The following is a 20,454-nucleotide window of genomic DNA, read 5'->3' as shown; positions in this document are numbered from 1 at the left end:
TACCCTAACCTCTCAATTTAGCTGAAAAATCTTTTTCCAATGATTTAACAATACGCTGAATAATAGGTTCTACTTCTTTGATATTCAAGGTCTTGTTGGGATCAATGAAATGTAACCTGAAGGCGAGGCTTTTGTTTCCTTCCCCAATTGATTTTCCTTCAAAAACATCAAAAATATCAATGCTTTCGAGCTGATCACCGGCTTTATCTTCAATCACTTCCATGAGTTCCCCGGCGGTAACTGATTGAGAAACAATGACAGCGAAGTCAAATTCAAAAGCGGGAAATTTGGGAACGGTTTTGAATTTAGTTTCCGGAATTACACTTAATGCCTCAGCTATGGCAGTAACAGATAGTTCGGCTACAAAAGCATCCTGTTCAAAATCGTAAGCTTTTTTGAGCTCATCTCCGGGGTAGAAAATGGTACCGATTTTATGATCACCCCAGTAATATTCCAAAGTTGTTTCGTCCACTGCCCGGGAGTTCAGGGATTCCAGCAAGTTTAACTTTTTGAAGAAGGCATGTACCAATGCCTTTAAATCAAATACCGTATATGATGTGGCTTCCTGCGCCCAATTCTCAGTGTTTTTTAACCCAGCCAAGCCAAATAAGACATGTACTTCTTCTTTAATTCCTTCGTAATAGGTTCCTTCTTTGTCAGCATTGAATACATGACCCAATTCAAAAAACCTTACTCCGGCTGCTTTACGGTTGAAATTATAGGAAGCTGATTTTAAAAACCCATGCAGGAGGGAAGGGCGAAGCGTACTCATATCCTTATTGAGGGGATTAAGTGCTGAAATCATTTCATCCAAATCGCCGAAGTGACTCGCATCCTTTTCTGAAATCAATGAGTTGGAATAGATTTCCCGCAATCCAAGTTGAAGAGCGGTATTCCTGATTTTTTGATTCAATTGTTCCCAATCGGTCAACGACTCTGAGGAAACATAAATGCCGTGTTTAGGGGCAGGGATTTTGTTGTAATCAAACAAACGGCCTACTTCTTCAATCAAATCGACTTCACGCTCTAAATCAGGGCGGAAAGTTGGAATTTCAAATGTAATGCTATCTTTATCCTTTTTGATTTCCTTCAGTTCAAGCCCGTCCAGAATGGAGCTAATGGTATTGGTGTCAAAATCGGTTCCCAACAGCCTATTTGTGTAGCTTTTTCTGAGTTTAATTTCGTATGCCTCGGTTTTGGTTGGATGTATATCCACCGTTTCATTCATAACTTTACCGCCGGCTACCTCGGATATCAACTGAGCCGCACGTTCCGCGGCCAGGGCCTGAAGGTTTGGGTCTATGCCACGCTCGAAGCGATATGATGCATCGGTTTGCAGAGTTTGTTCTTTAGCTGTTCTGCGAATAGAACCGGGATCGAAGTATGCACTTTCAATTAAAATATCTGTGGTTTTATCACTGACTTCAGAATCCACACCGCCCATTACTCCCGCTATTGCTACAGGACCCTCGCCGTCACAAATAAACAGTGTTCCGGGCGAACATTTTCTCTTTACGTGATCCAGGGTCTCGAATTCAATTTCCTTTTTGTAATCACGGACTACAATTTCTTTTCCCCGTATGGTCGCATAATCAAAGGCATGCAGAGGTTGCCCCAATTCATACATCACATAGTTGGTTACATCCACGACATTATTCACCGGACGAACCCCGATAGCCTTCAGTTTATTACGCAGCCAATTCGGAGATTCTTCAATTTTAACGCCTTTCACCATTTTACCGACATAGCGATGGCACTTTTCGGCATTTTCGATTTTAATGGTGATATCATCGGAATCCTGAACCGTTTTTCCGGATTTGATATCCGGTTTCTTAAGTTCCAGATTTAAAGCTGCCGCCAGGTCGCGGCCCACACCGAGATGACAAGTTGCATCCGGTCGGTTTGGGGTGATGGCAATGTCAATTATGGTATCTTGATAGAGGTCAAAAATTTCCGAAATGGGTGTGCCTGTTTTAGGATCATTCTTCAATACCATAATGCCGGAGTGGTCAGTTCCCAGCCCGAGTTCATCTTCGGCGCAGATCATGCCTTCTGAAACTTCTCCCCTAAGTTTTGCTTTCTTGATCTTGAGGTTTGAACCGTCATCAAGTTTGATAGGGAGGGTGGAGCCGACAGTGGCAACAGGAACTTTCTGCCCGGCCGCTACATTCTTAGCTCCGCAAACGATCTGAGTTTTGGAATCACCGAGATCTACATCACACACCTGAAGCCGGTCGGCATTGGGATGTTCACGGACTTCCAGTACTTCGCCGACGATCACGCCTTCCAGCGAGCTGCCGAATTCTTCGATTTCTTCAACCTCGAGTCCGATAAGCGTTAACTTTTCTGCGGTTTCTTCCGGTGAGAGCGGAAGGTCAATAAATTCATTAAGCCAGTTGTAGGATACTTTCATTAAAGCTTTTCAGTATTTAATTAAATTGTTCCAGAAAACGAATGTCATTTTCATAAAAGGTGCGAATGTCATCAATGCCATGGCGGAGAATAGCTATTCGTTCAACACCCATACCCCAGGCAAAGCCGGTATATTTTTCCGGGTCAACGCCGGCAGATTTAAATACATTGGGATCGACCATGCCGGATCCTAATATTTCCAGCCATTTCCCGTCTTGTTCCGATCCCCACCAAATATCCATCTCCAGGCTGGGCTCGGTGAATGGAAAGAAACCGGGACGCAGACGGTATTTAACATCTGTACCAAACATCAGCTTGGCAAAAGTAATGAGGGTTTCCTTCAGGTCAGCAACACTCACATTTTCATCTACATACAGTGCTTCTACCTGGTGAAATAAGAAATAGGATTTTGGGGAAACAGCCTCATTCCGGTACACCCTGCCCGGCATAATTGCCCGGATAGGAGGTTCGGTTTTCTCCATTAATCGAATCTGAACAGGAGAGGTGTGGGTACGAAGTACCAAATCCTGCACGTCCGGATCCTCGCTTTTGCGAATAAAAAAAGTATCCTGTTCATCCCGGGCAGGATGGTTGGGAGGGAAATTGAGTGCTGTGAAATTATGAAAGTCGTCTTCGATTTCCGGACCGTCTGCAATGGTAAACCCAAGTCGGTAAAAAATGGATTTCATCTCTTCCAGAGTTTGTGTTAAGGGATGAAGAGAACCCACCGGATAGGAAGGAGGGGTTAATGTGATATCGTCTTTGGCGCTGAAATCTTTGCTCGTATTTTGTTGCAGGGAAGCTTTGGCTTCTTCAAACCTGGATTCAGCCAGAATCTTAACCTGATTCATTGCTTTACCAACTTCAGCTCTATCTTCTTTTGGTACGCTTCCCATATTTTTGAACATGGATTGTACTTTTCCGTTACGGGAAAGGAATTCAAGACGGAAGGCTTCGAGCTGTTCCTCGCTGGAAATTTTGAAGTTCTGAATTTCTTGTTCTAAGACTTTTATATCATCAAGCATGTGATGCTTTTTATGTGGTTTAGTAAGTGGCAGAATAAGTTAATAAGGAAATAAGTAAACAAGGTTAAAACCTCATCTGCTTATTTCCTCATTAACCAACTGCTGAAAATAAAAAAACCGGTAAACCTTATGAAAAAGATCTACCGGTTTATATCATAATATATGCAATTAAGCAGTGGCTTCCTTTACAATAGCAGCAAACGTATCTGCATCGTGGACGGCAAGATCTGCAAGTACCTTACGATTAATCTCCATATTCTTTGTCTTCATCCCGTGGATGAGTTTAGAATAGGTGGTATCGTTGAGTCTTGCTGCCGCATTGATGCGGGTGATCCATAATCGACGGAAATTACGTTTACGATTCTTGCGATCGCGATATTGGTACAAAAGACCTTTTTCTACCGCATTTTTTGCAATGGTGTAAACGTTCTTACGCTTGCCCCAGTAACCTTTCGCCTGATTTAGAATCTTTCTGCGACGGTGACGGGAAGCCACTAAATTTGTTGAACGTGGCATTTTGTCGTTAGTTTAGAAATTAAAGTTTATAAGGGATTTGCCTTTTTATAGACTTTTCATCGGCTTTATCAACCAATGTGTCTTTTCCAAGCTGTCTCTTAGTTTTACTACTTTTCTTAGTCAAAATGTGACGCTTAAAAGCTTTTTTGCGTTTAATTTTACCGGAACCGGTAACTTTAAACCGCTTTTTAGCACCACTGTTACTTTTCATTTTTGGCATGGAAATCCACCAACTTTTGTGAAAATTTAAAGACTTATAAAATAGGGAGATTTAAACCCCTACGCAATGAAGGAATTAACTTTTAGATGGGGTGATCATCATAATCATTCTGCGACCTTCCATATTGGGCTTAGATTCAATCTTACCCACATCAGATAAGTCTTTAGCAAGCTGTAAAAGGAGTAATTCGCCTTTTTCAGTGTAGAGCATGTCTCGCCCTCTGAACTGAACGGTTGCCTTAACTTTGTCGCCACCTTCCAAAAATTCTCTGGCGTGACGGGTCTTGAATTCAAGATCATGATCGTCCGTGTTCGGACGGAAGCGCAATTCTTTTACCGAAATGGTATGCTGCTTTTTCTTGGCTTCTTTTTCTTTTTTCTTTTTTTCGTACATGAACTTGCCGTAGTCAATCACCTTGCAAACCGGGGGCTTGGCTTTGGGTGCAACTTCTACAAGATCTAAGTTGTACGATGCAGCAATTTCTAAGGCACGGTCAGATGTAGTGATCTCATGCTCTTCATCAGGTGTTATAACCCGAACTTTGGCTGCGTCTATTTCTTCATTAATTCGAGGACGGTCTTCATTTGTAGGCCGTCTCTGAAAGTTTCTTCTTGCGATAGTAACCTCGTTGTTTAGTTAGTCTTTAGGTAATGCTTTTGTTTCAATTTCAGTTTTGATATCTGAAAGAAAATCAGAAAAATTGAAAGTTCCAATATCCCCTTTTTTATGGCGGCGTACAGAAACAGTTTCATTTTCGACTTCCTTTGCTCCAACTATTAACATATATGGAGTCTTGCTCGTTTCAGCATCCCGGATTTTTCCTCCGATTTGCTCACTTCTTTTGTCAATTTCTACGCGAACGCCCAATTCTTGCAATTTCTCATAGCAATATTCGGCATAAGCATTTTGATCATCCGAAATAGGCAGGATGCGAACTTGTTCCGGAGATAACCACAGCGGGAAGTCTCCTGCAAAGTGTTCTATTAAAATACTGGTAAAACGTTCCATGGAACCGAAAGGGGCACGGTGAATAATGACCGGCCGGTGTTTTTCATTGTCAGAGCCGATATAGGTCAGGTCAAATCGTTCCGGCATCACATAATCTACCTGTACAGTTCCCAATTGCCATTTTCTTCCGATGGCGTCCCGAATAATAAAATCAATTTTTGGCCCGTAGAAACTAGCCTCTCCGGGAGCGATGGTATAATCCAGATCCATTTCATCCGCTACTTCTTTGATTTCTTTTTGAGCACGATCCCAATATTCAGTGTTGCCACCATATTTCTTGTCATTATCATCTCTGTAGGAAAGGCGGATATCCACAGGCATCCCAAACGTGCTGAATACTAACTGAGTTAATTCAATGGTATTCTTGATTTCGGTTTTGAGTTGGTCGTGGGTGCAGTAAATATGCGCATCATCCTGAGTAAATCCCCTGACTCGCGATAACCCACTCAATTCTCCGGATTGTTCGTATCTGTAAACAGACCCGAATTCGGCTAATCTCAATGGAAGATCCCGGTAGCTGCGCATTTCATTGGAATAAATTCGGTGATGATGAGGGCAATTCATCGGCTTAAGCATATATTCTTCATCATCCACCTTCATAGGATTGTACTGCGAATCCTGATAGTATGGATAGTGCCCGGAGGTTTTGTAAAGCTCCAGGCTTGCGATATGTGGAGTGATTACTTCTTTATATCCGCGCTTCTTTTGTTCATCCCGGAGGAAAGCTTCCAGTGTTCTGCGAAGCACGGTTCCGTTCGGGAGCCACATGGGGAGGCCGCTGCCTACCATATTGTCAATCATATAAATGCCAAGCTCTTTCCCTAACTTGCGATGGTCGCGTTTCTTAGCTTCTTCAATTCGGTGAAGATATTCTTCCAGCATTTTCTGTTTTGGAAAACTGATCCCGTAAATTCTGGTAAGCTGCTTGCTGTCTGAGTCACCGCGCCAATAAGCTCCGGCCAGGCTGGTTAGTTTTACAGCCTTCACAATTCCCGAATCCGGTATGTGTGGTCCGCGACATAAATCAGTAAAATCACCCTGGGTATAAAATGTAATGTTTCCGTCTTCCAGATCCTTAATCAAGTCAATTTTATACTCATTGCCTTTTTCCTTATAGAAATTCAGAGCTTCGTCTTTGGAAACATTTTTGCGCTCAAACTCAGATTTTTTGCGAGCCATTTCAATGAACTTATCTTCAATTTTGGGAAGATCTTCCTGGGTAATTTGTTCCTCACCAAAATCGATGTCATAATAGAATCCGCTTTCAATCGGCGGGCCTATACCGAACTTTGCTTCCGGATAAAGTTCTTGAACAGCCTCAGCCAGTAAATGAGCAGAGGAGTGCCAAAAAGTGTATTTCCCGTCTTCACTATCCCATGTATTTATAGTGATATCCGCGTCTTCAGTAATGGGACGATCCAAATCTGTAATCTCTCCATTCACGGTAATGCTAAGGGCGACACGGGCTAATCCGGCTGCAATAGATTGGGCCACTTCAAGCCCGGTGACTCCTGATGAATATTCACGTTGTGTTCCGTCGGGTAGTGTAAGCGTAATTTTATGGTTTGCCATTCAGATATTTATTCTCAGAATTTGTTAATGAGACAAGATAAAAAAAATAGCATGTACACACAGGCTTATTCCTGCTATATTTTTTTAAAAAATGCATTGGACTTGCTGATTTAGAAATGGGATATTCGTTCGGCAATGAATTAACCTCTCTACATTCAATGAATTTTATTCCCGAAGCGAGCTTCTTTGATGCTCAGCCAATGTTTGTCTGTGAACAGGCATCATTGAAAATATTAGATGCGAATGCTGCGGCAGTTCAGGTTTTAGGGTTTTCAAAGAAAAAGTTCCTCAAGAAAAGGATTCTGGATTTTGGCATAAAGAAATCTTTCAATGAGCTTGATTCAGATCCAAAAAGGAATAATCATCTTTCTTTAGATAATATCTGGTTATTTAAAACGGAAGCGGGAAAGGATATTTATTTTCAGCTTTCGGCGCACATGATTAATTACAAAGGACGCCCCGCTAAATTAGTGGTAGCCCATAATGTGACGGAAATTATTGAGGGTAAAACGTCTCAGAAAAAGCTTCTTTCCAGTCAGCTTAACTTGAATAACTTTCCCTTGGCAGAAATTGAATGGGATCCCTCTTTAAAAATCATCAGATGGTCAGAAAAAGCAGAAGAATTGTTTGGCTATTCAGAAGAGGAGGCAATTTCAACAGACCGGCTGCTGCAGAAATTTATACATGAAGATGATTTGGATTATGTGCATCAAACACTTGAAAAGACATACAAAGAGGGGAAGGAAGAAGTATCGCTCATACACCGAAATATTACTAAAGACGGAACAGTAATTTATTGCGAATGGTATAATTCATTTTTGTATGATAATAACGGGGATGTCGTTTCTATTTATTCACTGACTCACGATGTAACGGAGCGTGAGGAGGCTTTGTTGAGTACTCGGCGTAGCGTGAGAAGTTATCAGGATTTGTTTAATTCTATCAGTGATGCCATCTATTTGTTAAATAAGGAAGGCTATATTGTGGAAGTAAATGAAGGTTTGGAAAGCACGTTTGGGTATCGCAGAAGGGAAGTGATTGGCAAACACAATAAGATTTTGGCGGCTCCCGGAAAATATGACGAGGAACGCATTCAGGAAATTATAAGATTGGCTCATAACGGGAAACCTGGTAAATATGAGGGGTGGGGTCGAAAGAAAAACGGAGAGATTTTCCCCACAGAGTTTTTGGTAAATACCGGTAATTATTTTGGGGAAGAAGTTTTGATTGTGATAGAGCGTGATATAAGTGAACGTCGTGAATCAGAAGAGGCTTTGAAACACCGGGAAGGATTATTCAGCAAGTTGTTCAATTCTTCACCTATCGGCATTGCTTTATTGAATGAACACCGGGAAGTGGAAATGGTTAATGATGGTTTTGAACAGCTGTTCGGATATCGCGAAGACGAGCTTAAGGGGCTTGACCTGGATAAATTGATTGTGCTGGAGCAGGATCATGAAGAAGCTATTCGTCTCAGTGAAAGTGAACGTGTTAAACAAGCTACAGAAAAACGCATTCGAAAAGACGGTACCATCCTAGATGTTATTATTTACGCCGTTCCGGTGGTGGTAGAAAAGAGTGTGGTGGGTATTTATGGAATTTATGTAGATATAACAGATCGGAGAAAGGCGGAAGAGCAGGTTCGTAAATCATTGAGAGAAAAAGAAATGATGCTCGCTGAAATTCACCACAGAGTGAAGAACAATCTGGCGGTAATAACCGGGCTGTTGGAATTACAATCTTATTCGGCCGAAAGTGAAAGTGCCAAGCGTATTCTCAAGGATAGTCAGATGCGGGTGAATTCTATTGCCATGGTACACGAAAAGTTATACCAAAGTGAGGATTTTTCGGAGGTCGATATCAATCAATATTTTGAAGAGCTTTCCGGGATCATCCATAAAACCATGCAGCAGTCTGATTTGGAAGTAGATATTGAGCTTAATATCAAACCCGTTAAATTACCTATTACACAAGCTATTCCGTGCGGACTCCTTTTAAATGAAATTTTAAGCAATAGCTTTAAGCATGCTTTTACGGATAGTAAAAAGGGGAATATAAAGATATGCCTGTCTCAGCCTGAAGATAAACTGCTGTTAATCATTCAGGACGACGGGATAGGGTTGCCCGAAAACTCTGAAATGGATATCACTAAGTCGATGGGAATGACACTCATTAAAACGCTGGCTAAACAGCTGAATGCTTCCTTCAGCTTCAGGAATGAGGGTGGAGCCGTTTTTGAATTTAAGTTTGAGAAGAAGGAACAGGCGGCTGATATAGAAAAACCCGTGGAAGTTTGAGTGAATAGATTTCATGGGGTTTCTAAAGTGCGTCCTACTGGATTCGAACCAGTGACCTCTGCAATGTCAATGCAACGCTCTAACCAACTGAGCTAAGGACGCAAGAGTCAATAAATAAACGGCTCCAAATATAGGGAGCTTTTGTGCAGGATTACAACGAAAGATTGGACCATTTTTGAAAAATCGTCCATCGATCATTCGAACATCGGTTCATCGCATTTCAGCCAGAAATGAAATGCGATGAACGACCGACCGATAGATCGAATTGCGAACTAAAATTTCCTGCTAACATACTGTACAATTGTTTGAGCAATGCCTTATCTTTGGCGCTCATTAAGATAGTTATTTGGCATGATCAATCGCAGACAAGTACGAGAAACGGTTCTCAAAGCAATTTACGCACTCCAGCTCGGGAAGGATTCTACTCAGCACGTCACTGATACCATTATTAAAAAAGCAGAATTCGCAAAAGAAAAAGATCTTCGCCGTTTTGCTGAAAAATTGTTTTTCAATACGGTTGAACATGAAGAAGAGCTGGATGAAGTTATTTCCAAACATATTAAGAATTGGGATATCCAACGATTGGCACTGATTGATCGTTTAGTATTGAAGATGGCACTCTGTGAATTCATATATTTTGAAGAAATTCCAACCAAAGTGAGCATCAACGAAGCTATCGAGATTGCAAAAAGATATTCGACTGCAAAATCCGGGCGTTTTATTAATGGAATTCTTGATGCCGCTTTGACCGATTTAAATGAATCAGGACGTATTAACAAGAAAGGACGAGGACTGATTCAACAATCTCTTGGTAAATAATGCCAAATAATGAACAAATAATTGCTATCGGCGACATCCATGGATGTGCCGTATCAAACGAAGCCTTACTCAAAAAACTGGACAAAGATTACGGCTCGGTGCCGACATATGTATTTCTTGGAGACTACACTGACCGCGGGCCGGAGTCAAAAAAGGTCGTAGAAGACCTGATAGTATTTAACAGCAATCACGAATGTGTTTTCTTAAAGGGAAATCATGATCAAATGCTTTTGGATGCTTATGAGAACGGCAAGTGGGACCTTTGGCTGAGTAACGGGGGAAGTACTACTTTAGAAAATTATGATTCTGAGCCGGGGCATTTTAACATGCCTGAAGAGCATTACAATTTTTTCAAAAACACTGTGCTTTATTGGCAAACAGAAAGATATTTTTTTGTTCACGGAGGTATTTCACCGGATTTAACGGTTCAGGAAAATCTGGAAAGTGATTACGAACGCAATCAGTTTCTATGGCAACGTGATCATGTATATACCCGGAAAAATCGCTGGGAGAAAACGGTTGTATTTGGACACACACCGGTGAAGGAGCCTATCGTGGAAGAAAATATGATTGGAATTGATACCGGCTGTGTTTTCAAAAGCAGAGGCTTTGGTGTATTAACAGCCGTAGTATTGCCTGAAATGAAATTTATTCAACAAGAAAGTATAGACTTTTAATATTTAAACAGACTGTAAATGAGCTTAAGATGTGGAATTGTTGGCTTGCCCAACGTAGGTAAATCAACCTTATTTAATGCGCTAAGCAATGCCGGAGCTGAATCCGCGAACTTTCCTTTTTGTACAATCGATCCCAATGTGGGCATGGTGCCTGTTCCCGATGAACGACTTTCGAAATTGGCAGAACTGGCGGAATCTAAAAATGTTCTTCCCACTGTTATAGAATTTGTAGATATCGCAGGCTTGGTAAAAGGAGCTTCGGAAGGAAAAGGGAAGGGGAATGCTTTTTTGTCTCATATCCGTGAGGTTGATTTAATTCTTCACGTAGTGCGTTGTTTTGACGATGACGATATTATCCATGTGGAAGGGAGTGTTGATCCTGAGCGGGATATTCGAATCATTGAGGAAGAACTTATCCTGAAAGATTTGGAGAGTGTTGAGAAAAGAGTAGAACGACTTAAAAAAGAAGCCAAAGGCGGAGACCGGACTCTTAAAGCTCAATTAGATATTGTGGAAAAGCTGGCTGAGCACCTGGGCGAGGGAAATTCAGCCCGTACATTTGATGTCAGTGCCGATGATAAAGCCGCATATAAAGATTTATTCCTGCTTTCGGATAAACAAGTGTTGTATGCATGCAACGTTGGGGAATCTGACCTGGAAGAAGGAAATGAATATGTGGAAACCGTGAAGGAAATAGCTTCAGAACATGATGACGAAACCGTGATGTTCTGCGCGAAAATTGAAGCTGAAATTGCTGAGCTGGATGAGGATGAAAAAGAAATGTTCCTGGAGGAACTTGGGGTTGCCAGCGCAGGATTAGACCGACTGATTAAAGCTGCCTATGAAGAACTGGGACTCATTACCTACTTCACAGCCGGCCCCAAAGAAGCCCGTGCCTGGACCATTAAAAAGGGAACCAAAGCCCCGCAAGCAGCCGGAGTCATCCACACCGATTTTGAAAGGGGATTCATCCGGGCCGAAACCATCGCTTATGAGGATTACGCAAAATATGGTACTGAGAAAGCAGTTCGAGAAGCAGGTAAAATGCGGCAGGAAGGTAAGGATTACGTGGTGAAAGACGGAGATGTGTTATTGTTTAGATTTAACGTATAACTGAGAGTGATGAGACCTCTTATCGTTATAGCTTAGTTATCACTTTGTTGCCATTTCAGCTGTTTCTGATTCATATTATTGTATCTTACTCAGATTATGATTTTGTAATCAGAAACTTTGAATTATGTTTAGAAATAATTTTATCCTTGCCATTCTTATTGGATTGGTGATCGGATTTGGCACGACTGTTGCAACTCAAAATCCGTACGATGTGCATATCAAGGGAGGGCTGGTAATAGATGGAACAGGAGAGAAAGCATATGAGGCTGATATTCTCATCAAAGCCGATAGCATTGCATTTATTGGCATGATTAATGCGAACACTATTCATGCTGAAAAAACTATTGATGCTGCCGGAAAGGTTATCTCACCCGGTTTTATTGATGTACATGCCCATGGCAATCCATTGAGTACCCCTGAGTTTCAAAATTTTCTGGCAATGGGCGTAACCACTATTCTATTGGGACAAGATGGCTCTTGTCCAACCAATGCATCTCTTGAAAATTGGTTTAATCGTGTTCAGGAAGCTCAGCCGGCTATAAATATTGCAACGCTTGCAGGTCACGGTACCCTTCGTCGAAATGCCGGTTTGGAGAAAAATACAGTGGTCCATGAGCGTAATTTGGAGGCTATGGAAGAGCAACTTAAAGCCAAACTTAATGATGGAGCATTTGGCTTGAGTCTTGGGCTTGAATATGTACCTGGTTTATATGCAGAAGCCCAAGAGCTGGAACGCCTGGCTAAAGTAACCGGTGCTTATGATGGAATTGTAATGAGCCATATGCGCAATGAAGATGATTCGAGAATTCTTGCTTCATTGGAAGAATTAGCGGGATTGGGAAAGTACTCAAAAGTGCATGCGTCCCACTTGAAAGTAGTATATGGAAAAGGGGCAGAACGCGCGCGCGAAATCCTTAATCAGCTTAGAACCTATCAGGATAATGGAATAGATATTACTGCGGATACATATCCTTATGCGGCCAGTTTTACAGGTATTGGGATCGTTTTCCCGGGCTGGGCTAAAACGGAGGAAGAGTGGAAGCAAGCCATGAACGAGAATCCCGGGATTTTACGGGAATATCTTACTTCTAAAGTAGAACAACGAAATGGACCGGAGGCGATACTTTTTGGTACAGGAAAATATGCAGGTAAAACGCTAAAAGAAGCGGCAGCTTCAGAGGGGATCTCCCCCGTTGATTTGCTGTTAGAAATAGGACCCGGGGGAGCCTCTGCGGCTCATTTTGTAATGAATGGAGCATTGCAAGACGAGATTGCCGTCGCAATAGATATTATGATCAGTTCTGATGGAAGTCCAACCATGCGGCACCCGCGCGGGTATGGGAGTTTTGCCAAAGTGATTCATAAATATGTGGTAGAAGAAGACCGGCTTCCCTTAGAAAAGGCTGTTTATAAAATGAGTGGCTTGCCGGCTAAAACACTTGGGATTACCCACCGGGGAACACTTGCAGTGGGAAATAAAGCAGATATTTTGATTTTTAATCCAAATGAAATCAAGGATCGTGCAACCTTTGAGAGTCCCCATGAGTTAGCGGCAGGCTTTCATTGGGTCATTGTTAACGGAAAAGTTGCCAAAGAAGGGGATGTTTTCTCCGGAGACAGAAATGGTAGTGTACTAAGAAAATAATCAGAGTTGATGAAGTGATACAGTGAGGAAGTGATAAAGTAGGTCAAAAGTAAATACTTTATCACTTCATTACTTCATCACTAAAACCCTTTCATTAATTTTTCGCGAAGTCTGTCTTTCGTCTCTTCATCGCAAAAAGCCGCATCAATTGCATACTGATTAACCTGCAGAAGCTGCTCAGTTCGCCAATCAAAATGCCGGTCTAATTTTTGGTATTCTTCATTCAGGGAAACATTTGAAATAGTCCGCCCATCTGTGTTGATGCTTAAAGAGTTTCCATTCTGATAAATGGCATTAATCTGATGATTGCCCACAGAATCATAAATTCCCGTTTGCACATTACTGGTGGGGCAAATTTCCAGGTGAATATTCTTTTCCTTCAGGTGATTCATAAGCTCAGGATCCTCAATGCTTCTTACACCATGGCCAATTCTTGAGGGATAAAAATTTCCCAAAACCTCTCGAACACTTTCCGGTCCGCGGGCTTCTCCGGCATGTGCTGTACAAGGGATGCCCTTCTCTCGGGCATATTCAAATGCTTTAATATGATTGTCGATGGGGAGTGTTTCATCGGCTGCAATATCAAATCCAACTACCTTGGTATCCTTAAATTGCTCAACCAATTTGATCGTTTCCATACTTTGGGCTTCCGAGAAATGGCGCAGTGTGCACAAAATAATTCCGGCTTCAATACCGGTTTTTTTAATTCCCCTGGAGGTAGCTTCATTTACAATACTCACCACATCTTTAGCACTCAGACCTTGATCTAAATGCTGAAGAGGGGCAAACCGGATTTCAGCATAAATGATATTATCGGCTTTCAGTTGTTCAAATAAATCCAGCGTTACGGCTTCCAGCTGTTCTTTGGTTTGCATGATGGCTATGGGTTCGTGTGCGCATTTCAGGTATTCTTGCAAACTGGCACAATTAGCCGGAGCAATAAAATCCCGGTCGTATTCTTTTCTTGAAATACCGGGACGCAGTTTTTGAACCACCTCAAAGCTCAGCGAGCAATCCAAGTGCAAGTGCAATTCTATTTTTGGGAGTAATTTTATGTTCATTAAATGATTAAATACTTCGGTATTAAAATTCTAAGAAGGTCTTCCTCATGGAAGTCTTTCTTTTTAATCGTTAATTGTCATGTAAGAAATAAAAGCCCCTGGCTTTCTTCTCTCTGATTTACAGCAAGCTGAAATCGGTCTCTCTCCAAAGAGAGATAGGTTCGTGAATGAGCAAATAACCTAACTTTAAATATATACTTTGCTAAGCCTAAAAACCTGTGTCCCGCCGGTAGGGATAGAAAAATCAGTTTACTGATTTTTCAGGGAGGTCAGTCAGAACTATAGGATTTATTTAAACCTCAAATCTACATTCGTAATTAGAATCAAAAAAAATTAGTTTCCATTCGGAAATCGAGGTTTTAAAAATAACAGATTCAATGTCCAAAAAACTCCTTTATTTATTAGACGGAATGGCGCTGGCTTATCGTGCCCATTTTGCATTTATCAACAGTAGATTAAAAAACTCAGAAGGCATTCCAACCGGGCCGGTGCTCGGATTTGCCAATACGCTGGAGAAAATGCTGGAGGAGAAAAAACCTACGCATATTGCCGTGGCTTGGGATACACATGCACCCACCTTCCGGCATGAAAAAGATGAAGACTATAAAGCCAACCGTCCGCCGCAGCCCGAAGAACTTAAAATCGGGATTCCGCTTATAAAGGAAATGGTGAAGGCCTGGGGCATTCAGAATTTGGAGGAAGACGGCTATGAAGCCGATGACATCATCGGAACCATCGCCAGCGGTGCAAATGCGGATGATGTGGACGTTATGATGGTTACTCCCGACAAAGACTTTATGCAACTTGTACACGATCACATTCGGATGATGAAACCGGATAACAACAATGGAGGGTTTAATATAATCGACCGGGAGGGAGTGAAAGATTATTTTGGCGTTTATCCCGAAGATGTAATAGATGTGCTGGCGATTATAGGTGACACCTCGGACAACATTCCCGGCGTACCCGGAATCGGAAAGAAGGGGGCGCCAAAGCTCATCAAGAAATATGGATCGTTGGAAGCCGCGATTGAGGACGCACCGAATATTAAAGGCAAGAGGGCGCGGGAAGGACTAATGGAATACGGCGAACAAGCTCTTCACGCAAAAGACATGGTGACCATCAAAACCGATGTCCCAAATACCAAAGATTGGGAAGAGCTGGGATGGGAGGGCCCCGATAAGAAAAAACTGGGTTTATTTTTCAAGCGGATGGAGTTCCGTACGCTGACTAAAAGATATTTGGGTGAAGAAGGGCCCGTAGCTTCTAAAGACGGTGATCAGGTTGATCTGTTCGGCTCCTTCAAAAAAGAAGCCCCCAAGCAGGAATTGGACAAAGAAAAGGTAAATTATGCCTTGCTCGATACCATCGAAAAAGTAAAAGGATTAGTGGATGAATATAAGGATGAAGATCACTTTTGTTTTGATACCGAAACCGACAGCCCTGATCCGGTGGCTGCTTCCTTAGTGGGGATTTCAATCACCGCCACTCCGGGAACGGCTTATTACATTCCGGTAAATGTGGAGGAAGGATTGGATGAGAAGGAAGTCATAGAAGCCCTTCGCCCGCTGTTTGAAGATTCACATATCCTGAAAATTGCCCACAATTTTAAATTCGATTTTCTGATTCTCAAGCGTGCCGGATTGGTAGTAAAAGGCAATGCCTTTGACACAATGATTGCGGCTTATTTGATCGATGCCAATCAGCGGCTAAAAATGGATGAGCTGTCCAAGAGTCTGCTGAATTATAAGCCGGTAGCCATTGAAGAACTGATTGGTAAAGGGAAGAAGCAGAAGTCAATGGCGGATTTAAAGGTGGAGGATGTTTACTTGTATGCCTGCGAGGATGCGGACATCACCCTTCGCCTGTATGAAATTCTGAATAAGCGGCTAAAAGATGATGAACTCCTCGAAATTGCCTACAAAGTAGATTTCCCGCTCATGGAAGTGCTGGCAGAGATGGAACTGAATGGCATTAAGCTGGATACTGAAATGTTGACTGAGTTTTCTAAAGAGCTGGAAACCGACCTGAAGAAACTGGAAGAAGAGATTTATGAAAAGGCAGGAGAGGAGTTTAACATCAATTCACCTCAGCAGCTTGGGACCATTTTGTTTGAAAAACTGGAATTGCCGGCCGGGAAAAAAACAAAAACAGGTCAGTATTCTACGGCTGAATCGGTATTAACCAAATTGGCACCCAAGTACGAAATGCCGAGTTTGATCCTTGAATACCGTCAACTGGCCAAGCTTAAATCTACCTATGTAGATGCCATCCCGGAGTTGGTGAATGAAGAAACCGGGCGCGTTCATACCGAATTCAACCAAAGCGTGGCTGCCACCGGCCGGCTGGCTTCTTCCAATCCCAACCTGCAAAATATTCCCATTCGCACCGAGCGGGGACGGGAAATGCGGAAGGCATTTGTGGCTGAGGAAGGCTTCAAATTAATGTCTGCCGATTACTCTCAGGTAGAATTGCGGGTGATTGCACACATCGCCAAAGATAAAGCCATGATCGAAGCATTTAAAAACGGAGAAGACATTCACGCCCGTACCGCCAAGGAGATCTTCGATCTGGATTCACTGGAGGATGTCAACGCAGACCACCGGCGAAAAGCCAAAGAAGTCAATTTCGGCATTCCCTATGGACTCAGTGCCTATGGACTGGCGCAAAATCTGGGCATTGAAAATGAGGAAGGCAAGCAGATGATCGACCATTATTTTGAGCGGTTCCCGAACATCCTGAACTACATCAACGAGACGAAAGAGTTTGCGAGAGAGCACGGCTATGTGAAAACGATGCTGGGGCGCCGCAGATATGTGCCGGATATCAAATCGGGCAACTGGAACGTGCGGGGCTTTGCCGAGCGCGTGGCCATTAACATGCCCATTCAGGGTACAGCGGCAGATATCATCAAACTCGCTATGATCGAAATTTATCACTGGCTGAAGGAGAACGAAAAAAAAAGCCGCATGCTCCTGCAGGTACATGATGAACTCATCTTCGAGATCCACGAAAGCGAAATGGATGAAGTGCCGGATCAGATCATCAAGTTAATGGAGTCGGCCGTGGAACTGGATGTGCCGCTGAAAGTGGAGGCGGGGATTGCGGAGAATTGGCTGGAAGCTCATTAGTGATGAGTAATAAAGTAATAAAGTGAATTAGCTCATATCAATCTTTTAAACCCCACTCCATAAGCTATTCTCGTTCCCAACGTTCCTGTTGGGAATGCTAGTCAGGACCACCCGGTCCGTGTGTAAAAGAGAGGAGAATATTTCATAACTGGAACCGGGAGGTTCCGTCAGGCATTGCGAACCTGAGGTTCGTAACGAGTCGAAAATCCTGCAAATCATGGTTCACAATCGGAAGCTGGAGCTTCCGGAAAGGCATTCCCAAGCCGGAGCTTGGGAACGAGGGGCAAGGGGAGCTAGGGGGGTAAACCAATCATTCAGAAAAATATTTAACCAATCAGTTGAATGTTTTGTGTGTACGTATTATATTCAACCGAACAGTTAAATATAATTCTATGTTAGATTCAACGCTATACGCTTTATCGGACGCTACCCGCAGATCTATTCTTGGCAGGCTGGCTCAGAAAGAACACTCGGTGAATGAAATTGCCGAACCCTATGATATGTCGCTGGCCGCGGTCTCCAAACATTTGAAGGTATTGGAGAAAGCCGACCTGATCATTAAAAGAAAAGAGGGCAGGAGCTATAAATGTCGGATGAATTATGCTCCGCTCAAAGAAGTGGAAGAGCTGATTGTGGAATACAAACAGTTCTGGGAAGCTCGTTTCGACGAACTGGAAGATTTTTTGTCTAAAAATAAACCTAAAACCTGAAAAAAGGTTTTCAATAAAATAAATGAGGAATACCTATGAGTAACAATTCAGCCCTTACCGTAAAACGAATGATTGACGCCAACCCGGAAACCATTTTTGAAGCGCTGACGAATGAGCAGATCATGGAAAAGTGGTTTTTTGCAGCCCCTGAAGGAACAGGAGCAACCGTAAAAAGTAAAGCATCGGTTGGAGGAAAGTACCAGATAGACATGCACGAAAAGGAGAAAACATTTACCCACACCGGGGAATTTAAGGAGGTGATACCTAACAAGAAGCTGGTGTTCACCTGGAATTCACATGTTGTGGAGGATACCGTTGTAACCATCACACTGAATAAAACCCGGGAAGGAACAGAAGTGACTTTGGTTCATGAATTCCTGCCTAATGAAAAACTGGTTGAAGGCCATAACAAAGGCTGGAATGTTATACTTGACCGCTTGGAAAATGTTGTTGCTGAAAGGGATACAGTGACCGGGTAAACGATTCACCTTAACCCAACCTTTATTCTTGTTCCGGCGCTCTGTTGCGGTACATTTGTCGCAAGCTCAGCTTCCTGCTTCAATCGATTTGAGGCAGAGCCTCAATAGGGCATTCCGGAGTGGAGCACCGGAACGAGGAAAAGGGAAATAATCGAAGACATATCATGGAGATCCTTCACTCCGCATTCACTCCGCATTCGCTTTGTTCAGGATGACATTGCCACAGGGGGGCGCTCAAAAGCCGCGCCAGCGCGGTTTTCGGTTTTCTAATTACTCGCCTGTCATCTTGAACGAAATGGAGCGAAGCGGAATGAAGTGAAAGATCTCCCTGGATAAGAGGAGAAAGGTTAGCTAAGAGCTCGGTTATATTTTATAAGCAAGTGCATTAATATTCATTCCTGCTCCGACGGAAGCAAAAACAAAGATGCTGCCTTCATCTTTATTGATATTGTAGCCTTCCAGTTTATCTTTCCAGATAAGATCCAGCAGAGTGGGGATAGTGGCTACAGATGAATTTCCCAGCCAGGAAATGGTCATAGGCATTACATGTTCGGGGACTTCCTCCCGGCCATAAAGCTTATACAGTCTCTTTATGATGGCATCATCCATTTTCCCGTTAGCCTGATGAATGAGTATATGATTGACATCCTGAATGGAAAGACCGCTTTTATCCAGGCAGCCTTTTATGGCTTTAGGTACATTGGTCAGGGCGTATTGGTAAAGCTTATGCCCGTGCATCTTCAGGAAGATGTCACCTTTGTCTTTTAGTGCCGGATTATAGGATTTATCCATATATAGCATCTTGGCATACACTTTGGTATCGGAGCGGGCATTGTGGGAGAGAATACCGGTGGGAGTTTCACTTTCCCGGGCTTCCAGAATGGTAGCGCCTGCACCGTCAGAATAAATCATACTGTCTCGGTCGTGTGGGTCTGAAACCCGGGATAAAGTTTCGGCTCCGATGATCATCACTTTTTTAGCATCCCCGGATTTAAGGTAATAATCAGCCTGAATGACTGCTTGCAGCCATCCCGGACATCCGAAGGGCAAGTCATAGGCAATGGTTCCGGGATTTTCAATTTCCAGCTTATGCTTTACGCGGGCCGCCAGACTCGGAACCATATCGGTGCGGTTACTGCCGTGCTTTACATCCCCAAAATTATGGGCCACAATGATATAATTCAGTTCTTCTTTATCAATGCCACTCGATTTGAGAGCCTCTTCGGCTGCAAGGTAGGCAATGTCTGAAGCAACCAGGTTATCGGTCACATAGCGTCTTTCCTTAATTTCGGTGATCTCGAAAAACTTTTGAATGATTTCTTTATTTGTTTTCTCGAGTCGGTTTCCATTTATATCAAAAAACTCATTTTTAAGGAAAGCTTCATTTTTAACACGCCGGGTGGGGATATAACTGCCTGTTCCGGCAATTACGCTATTGATTGAATTCTTCATAACGGTCCTCAATTTCCAATTACTTCTGGTGCGACACGTTAAATGCCCTTCATTAAACGTAAAGCTTGATCCCCTAAATTCAAATGATTTTTTACACTTTTTGTTCTTCTCCTGCTACACTGCGTAAAAAGGAGGGCAACTTTGAAAGCTAACAGTGTGATAATTTAGATGAGCCCCTTTAATTTCACTTTCCGTATTTAAAGGAGGGGTGTTAGAATATAACTGTGGAGTTGATTCATGTTTAAAAATACTTTATATCAACTCAGACTATTCTTAGAATAAAGCAAAGATGTGATACATAAGGGGAACCGCTTACC

Annotated in this window: 16 protein-coding genes and 1 tRNA gene; 8 read left to right on the top strand and 9 right to left on the bottom strand. The window is 42.6% G+C overall.

The window, feature by feature from the left end; all coding sequences use genetic code 11:
• Positions 1-4: 4 nt before the first annotated feature.
• The 6 genes from pheT to thrS form a co-directional block, all read right to left on the bottom strand.
• A complete protein-coding gene (gene pheT, locus HUJ22_RS05295) occupies positions 5-2,413 on the bottom strand; it encodes a phenylalanine--tRNA ligase subunit beta (RefSeq protein WP_290874955.1) in 2,409 nt (802 codons plus the stop codon).
• 16 nt (positions 2,414-2,429) lie between these two features.
• Positions 2,430-3,437 carry a phenylalanine--tRNA ligase subunit alpha gene (pheS, locus tag HUJ22_RS05290; RefSeq protein ID WP_290874953.1) on the bottom strand — a complete coding sequence of 336 codons (1,008 nt, stop codon included), beginning with the start codon at positions 3,435-3,437 and terminating at the stop codon, positions 2,430-2,432.
• A gap of 168 nt (positions 3,438-3,605) precedes the next feature.
• On the bottom strand, positions 3,606-3,953 hold the full coding sequence (gene rplT, locus HUJ22_RS05285; protein ID WP_290874951.1) for a 50S ribosomal protein L20: 348 nt from the start codon (positions 3,951-3,953) through the stop codon (positions 3,606-3,608).
• A gap of 19 nt (positions 3,954-3,972) precedes the next feature.
• Positions 3,973-4,173, bottom strand: a complete 201-nt coding sequence (rpmI, locus tag HUJ22_RS05280; protein ID WP_290874950.1) for a 50S ribosomal protein L35 — start codon at positions 4,171-4,173, stop codon at positions 3,973-3,975.
• 75 nt (positions 4,174-4,248) lie between these two features.
• A complete protein-coding gene (infC, locus tag HUJ22_RS05275; protein WP_290876629.1) occupies positions 4,249-4,791 on the bottom strand; it encodes a translation initiation factor IF-3 in 543 nt (180 codons plus the stop codon).
• An 18-nt stretch (positions 4,792-4,809) separates the two neighbouring features.
• Entirely contained in the window at positions 4,810-6,753 is a 1,944-nt protein-coding gene (gene thrS / locus HUJ22_RS05270) for a threonine--tRNA ligase (RefSeq protein WP_290874948.1), read from the bottom strand.
• Between the two features lie 158 nt (positions 6,754-6,911).
• Here thrS and HUJ22_RS05265 point away from each other — a divergent pair, with 158 nt between their 5' ends.
• Entirely contained in the window at positions 6,912-9,050 is a 2,139-nt protein-coding gene (locus tag HUJ22_RS05265) for a PAS domain S-box protein (protein ID WP_290874946.1), read from the top strand.
• 28 nt (positions 9,051-9,078) lie between these two features.
• Here HUJ22_RS05265 and HUJ22_RS05260 read toward each other — a convergent pair.
• Positions 9,079-9,152 (bottom strand) — tRNA-Val (locus HUJ22_RS05260).
• Between the two features lie 249 nt (positions 9,153-9,401).
• On the opposite strand from HUJ22_RS05260, the gene nusB reads away from it, so the two are divergent.
• The 4 genes from nusB to HUJ22_RS05240 all read left to right on the top strand — a co-directional run bounded on the left by nusB (position 9,402) and on the right by HUJ22_RS05240 (position 13,304).
• Positions 9,402-9,869, top strand: coding sequence for a transcription antitermination factor NusB (nusB, locus tag HUJ22_RS05255; RefSeq protein WP_290874944.1), 468 nt, complete (start codon positions 9,402-9,404; stop codon positions 9,867-9,869).
• Entirely contained in the window at positions 9,869-10,546 is a 678-nt protein-coding gene (locus HUJ22_RS05250) for a metallophosphoesterase family protein (RefSeq protein WP_290874941.1), read from the top strand. The genes nusB and HUJ22_RS05250 overlap by 1 nt, the downstream gene beginning before the upstream one ends.
• Positions 10,547-10,564: 18 nt before the next feature.
• Positions 10,565-11,659: a redox-regulated ATPase YchF gene (ychF, locus tag HUJ22_RS05245; RefSeq protein WP_290874938.1), complete on the top strand. Its 1,095-nt coding sequence runs from the start codon at positions 10,565-10,567 to the stop codon at positions 11,657-11,659.
• A 124-nt stretch (positions 11,660-11,783) separates the two neighbouring features.
• Positions 11,784-13,304, top strand: a complete 1,521-nt coding sequence (locus HUJ22_RS05240; RefSeq protein ID WP_290874935.1) for an amidohydrolase family protein — start codon at positions 11,784-11,786, stop codon at positions 13,302-13,304.
• An 80-nt stretch (positions 13,305-13,384) separates the two neighbouring features.
• On the opposite strand, the gene add is transcribed toward HUJ22_RS05240, so the two are convergent.
• A complete protein-coding gene (add, locus tag HUJ22_RS05235) occupies positions 13,385-14,365 on the bottom strand; it encodes an adenosine deaminase (RefSeq protein WP_290874933.1) in 981 nt (326 codons plus the stop codon).
• A 377-nt stretch (positions 14,366-14,742) separates the two neighbouring features.
• Between add and polA the strand changes: the two genes are divergently transcribed.
• The 3 genes from polA (at position 14,743) to HUJ22_RS05220 (ending at position 18,685) form a co-directional block, all read left to right on the top strand.
• A complete protein-coding gene (gene polA / locus HUJ22_RS05230) occupies positions 14,743-17,496 on the top strand; it encodes a DNA polymerase I (RefSeq protein ID WP_290874930.1) in 2,754 nt (917 codons plus the stop codon).
• A gap of 392 nt (positions 17,497-17,888) precedes the next feature.
• Positions 17,889-18,206 carry a metalloregulator ArsR/SmtB family transcription factor gene (locus tag HUJ22_RS05225; protein WP_290874927.1) on the top strand — a complete coding sequence of 106 codons (318 nt, stop codon included), beginning with the start codon at positions 17,889-17,891 and terminating at the stop codon, positions 18,204-18,206.
• 35 nt (positions 18,207-18,241) lie between these two features.
• On the top strand, positions 18,242-18,685 hold the full coding sequence (locus tag HUJ22_RS05220; RefSeq protein WP_290874924.1) for an SRPBCC domain-containing protein: 444 nt from the start codon (positions 18,242-18,244) through the stop codon (positions 18,683-18,685).
• Positions 18,686-19,048: 363 nt separating this feature from the next.
• Here HUJ22_RS05220 and HUJ22_RS05215 read toward each other — a convergent pair whose 3' ends face one another.
• Entirely contained in the window at positions 19,049-20,137 is a 1,089-nt protein-coding gene (locus HUJ22_RS05215; RefSeq protein WP_290874921.1) for a 3-oxoacyl-ACP synthase III family protein, read from the bottom strand.
• Between the last annotated feature and the right edge of the window lie 317 nt (positions 20,138-20,454).

It is taken from the genome of Gracilimonas sp. (genome assembly GCF_014762685.1).
GTDB lineage: Bacteria > Bacteroidota > Rhodothermia > Balneolales > Balneolaceae > Gracilimonas.
Note: the sequence above shows the minus strand (reverse complement) of the source record. Positions and strands in the feature narration are given on the sequence as shown.